The sequence below is a fragment of the Kitasatospora sp. NPDC004799 genome, assembly GCF_040609095.1.
GTDB lineage: Bacteria > Actinomycetota > Actinomycetes > Streptomycetales > Streptomycetaceae > Kitasatospora.
In genome coordinates this window covers 1-3,718 of the sequence record NZ_JBEXJK010000587.1, presented here as the reverse complement: position 1 = coordinate 3,718, position 3,718 = coordinate 1, and the positions used below count along the sequence as shown (strand labels likewise).

3 protein-coding genes and 1 pseudogene are annotated in these 3,718 nt (G+C 75.0%); 3 read left to right on the top strand and 1 reads right to left on the bottom strand.

Features of this window, described 5'->3' with window-relative positions:
- Together ABZW03_RS38490 and ABZW03_RS38485 are read left to right on the top strand one after the other, a co-directional pair.
- Nucleotides 1-1,724 (top strand): GMC family oxidoreductase (locus ABZW03_RS38490; protein WP_355269174.1); only part of this gene is annotated, 1,724 nt, incomplete at its 5' end.
- A gap of 96 nt (nucleotides 1,725-1,820) precedes the next feature.
- On the top strand, nucleotides 1,821-2,933 hold the full coding sequence (locus ABZW03_RS38485; RefSeq protein ID WP_355269172.1) for an enolase C-terminal domain-like protein: 1,113 nt from the start codon (nucleotides 1,821-1,823) through the stop codon (nucleotides 2,931-2,933).
- A gap of 49 nt (nucleotides 2,934-2,982) precedes the next feature.
- Here the strand turns inward: ABZW03_RS38485 and ABZW03_RS38480 are convergent.
- Nucleotides 2,983-3,267, bottom strand: a pseudogene (locus tag ABZW03_RS38480) (glycoside hydrolase family 15 protein); the annotation flags it as partial.
- Nucleotides 3,268-3,384: 117 nt separating this feature from the next.
- Here ABZW03_RS38480 and ABZW03_RS38475 point away from each other — a divergent pair.
- Nucleotides 3,385-3,718: hypothetical protein (locus tag ABZW03_RS38475; protein WP_355269170.1), on the top strand; the 334-nt coding region annotated here is incomplete at its 3' end.

Genomic DNA, 3,718 nt, shown 5'->3' with positions numbered 1-3,718 from the left:
CCGATCTGGGTGTTGAAGGTGTGGAAGAACTCCTCCTGCGTGGACTCCTTGCTCGCGAGGAACTGGACGCCGCCGCCGAGCGCGAGGTCCGCCGCTCCAACGCCTCCGCCTGGCTGCTGCCGCCCGACGGCCGCGGCTTCGACCACGCCCTGGTACGCGACATGCGCCGCCACGCGGACGCGGACGAGGTCGACCTGGTGATCGTCGGCTGCGGCGCGGGCGGCGCCACCCTCGCCCAGCGGATGGCCCGCCGGGGCTGGAGCGTCGTCGTCCTGGAGGCCGGCCCGTTCTGGGACCCGCTCGCCGACTGGGTCAGCGACGAGGCCGGCTCGCACCGGCTGTACTGGACCGAGCCGCGGGTCGTCGACGGCACCGACCCGGTGCCGCTGGGCGCCAACAACTCCGGCCGCGGCGTGGGTGGTTCGATGGTCCACTTCGCCGGGTACGCGCCGCGCTTCCACCCCTCCGACTTCCACACCCACGCCGTCGACGGGGTCGGCGCCGACTGGCCGATCGACTACGCCGACCTGCGGGATTCCTACCGGCGGCTGGAGTACGAGCTGCCCGTCGCCGGCCAGTACTGGCCCTGGGGCGAACCCCACGCCTACCCGCACCCGCCGCACCCCGTCGGCGGCAACGGCGAGGTCTTCCTGCGCGGCGCCGCCGCCCTCGGCATCCAGGCCCGGGTCGGCCCGGTGGCCATCACCAACGGCCGCTTCGGACGCCGCCCGCACTGCGTCTACCGGGGCTTCTGCCTCCAGGGCTGCAAGGTCAACGCCAAGGCCTCCCCGCTGATCACCCACGTCCCCGACGCCCTCGCGCACGGCGCCGAGATCCGCGCCGACCGGATGGCCGTGGCCGTCGAACTCGACCACGGCGGACTCGCCCGCGGCGTCCGGTACCTCCACCAGGGCCGCGAGCACCTCCAGCGCGCCCGCACCGTCGCCGTCGCCGGGTACGCCATCGAGACCCCGCGGCTGGTGCTCAACTCCGCCTGCCGGCGCTTCCCCGATGGCCTGTGCAACGACCACGACCTGGTCGGCCGCTACGTCATGGTGCAGGGCGCCCCGCAGACCTCCGGGCGCTTCGAGGAGGAGATCCGCGCGTACAAGGCGCCGCCGCCCGAGGTCACCACCGAGCAGTACTACGAGACCGACCCGGGCCAGCCGTACCGGCGGGGCTTCACCATCCAGAACGTCTCCCCGCTGCCCGTCATGTGGGCCGAGCACGTCGTCGCCCAGGGCCACTGGGGCGCCGACCTGCGGAACTACCTGTCCGACTACGTGCACTGGGCCACCCTCGGCGCGATGGCCGAGCTGCTGCCCCAGCCGGACAACCGGGTCACCCTGGCTGCGGAGACCGACCACCGCGGCCTGCCCGTCGCGCGGTTCAGCTACTCCCAGTGCGAGAACGACCGGCTGCTGATCCGGGCCGCCCGCGAGGTGATGGAGTCCGTGCTGCTCGCCGCCGGGGCCGACGAGGTCATCACCATCGACCGCTACGCCCACCTGGTCGGCGGCTGCCGGATGGCCGCCGACCACCTGAGCGGCGTGGTGGACCACCGGCTGCGCACCTTCGCCGTGCCCAACCTGCTGATCACCGACGGCAGCGTGCTGCCCACCCAGGGCAGCGCCAACCCGGCGCTGACCATCATGGCGCTGGTCGACCGCGCCGCCGGGCTGCTCGCGGCGGGGCAGCGGTCCGGACTGCGGGCACCGGCATGAGGGGGCCGGCATGAGGGTGCCGTCGGGACCGGGAGGCAGCGCATGACCGGGACATCAGGCATGACGGGGACGCCGCGCACGACCGGGACATCAGGCATGACCGGGACGCCGCGCACGACCGGGATCGAGCGGATCGACGTCCGCGTCTACACCGTCCCCACCGACGCCCCGGAGGCGGACGGCACCCTCGCCTGGGACAGCACCACCCTCGTCCTGGCCGAGGCCGTCGACGGCCCGCACACCGGCCTCGGCTGGACGTACGGCGCACCCGCGACCGCCGCCGTGATCAGCGCGGAACTCGCCCCGCTGGTCACCGGCCGCGACCCGCACGACACCAGCGGCGCCCACGAGGCGATGAACCGCGCGGTGCGCAACACCGGCCGCCCCGGCCTGGTCGCGGGCGCGATCTCGGCCGTCGACCTCGCCCTGTGGGACCTGCGCGGCCACCTGCTCGGCCTGCCGCTCGCCCGGCTGCTCGGCGGCGCCGCCCGCCCGGTACCGGTGTACGGCAGCGGCGGCTTCACCACCTACCCGGCGGAGCGGCAGGAGCGCCAGCTGCGGCACTGGACCGAGGAGCAGGGCATCCCCCGGGTCAAGATCAAGATCGGCGAGTCCCGCGGCACCCGGGAACGGCGCGACCTCGACCGGGTCCGCGCCGCCCGCGCCGCCGTCGGCGACCGGGCCGAGCTGTACACCGACGCCAACGGCGGCTACCGGCGCAAGCAGGCCGTCCGGATCGGCCGCGCGCTGGCCGACGAGGGCGTCAGCTGGTTCGAGGAGCCCGTCTCCTCCGACGACCTCACCGGCCTGCGCACCGTCCGCGACGCCGTCACCCCCGACGTCACGGCGGGAGAGTACGGCTACGACCTCGCCTACTTCGCCCGGATGATCCCCGCCGTGGACTGCCTCCAGGCCGACGCCACCCGCTGCGGCGGCCTCACCGGCTGGCTGCGCACCGCCGCCCTGGCCGAGGCGCACGGCCTGGACGTCTCCGCCCACTGCGCGCCCCACCTGCACGCCCACGCCGCCGCGGCCGTCCCCAACTGCCGCCACCTGGAGTGGTTCCACGACCACGTCCGGATCGAGCGGCTGCTCTTCGACGGCACCCTCGACCCCGGCGGGGGCACCGTCACCCCCGGCGCCGACGGCGCCCCCGGCCACGGGCTGCGCCTGGCGGCCGAGCGGGCCGAGGGGTACCGGGTAGCGTGACGTCACAGTGCACCGTGGCCGTCAGCCGTCAGCCGTCAGCCGTCAGCCGTCAGCCGGTGGGCGGCCGGGCCAGCCGCGCCGCGCACTCCAGCAGCATGGCGTGCACGAACGCCTGCGGCAGGTTGCCCCGTTGCTGCCGCTGGGCGACGTCGTACTCCTCCGAGAACAGGCCCGCCGACCCGCACAGACCGCGGGTGGCCTCGAACCAGCGGGCCGCTTCGACGCCGTCGCCCTGCTGGTGCTCGGCGAGGGCCAGCAGGAAGCCGCACAGCACGAACGCGCCCTCGGCCTCGGCGAGCGGGCGCTCGTCGTGCCGGAACCGGTAGGCGTGGTGCCCGTCTGGATCTCCAGCAGCGTCCGCACCGCCCCCGGCCGCCAACCGCAGGCGTTGGTCATCACGTTGAACGGGCCGAGGCAGCCGTCCGCGCTCGTCAGCAGGACGGAGCCCACCGTGCCGACCAGGGCGGCGACACCGGCCGCGACCAGTCCGGAGAGCAGCCAGGCCGCCCTCGTCACCGCGGCGACGACGGCGGCGGTCAGCGCCATCGCGGTGCAGATCACCAGGATCGGCCACATCAGGTACATGATCTGGAACGGGCCGGTCATCCGGACGGCGGCCGGGTGCGGGGTGTGCAGGTGGGCCTTGGCCGCGGCCAGTCCGGCCCAGCAGACCAGCCCGCCCAGCAGGCCGGCGGCCAGGAGCCGGCCCGGCCGGGCCGGGGGCGGCAGCGGCGGGTCACGTCACAATCTGGAAGCGGGCCCTCCGGACAGCTCCCGGAGGCTTC

Excerpts from the sequence above, each read along its gene's own strand:
- ABZW03_RS38485 (WP_355269172.1), top strand. The coding sequence starts at position 1,821 with ATGACCGGGACGCCGCGCACGACCGGGATCGAGCGGATCGACGTCCGC.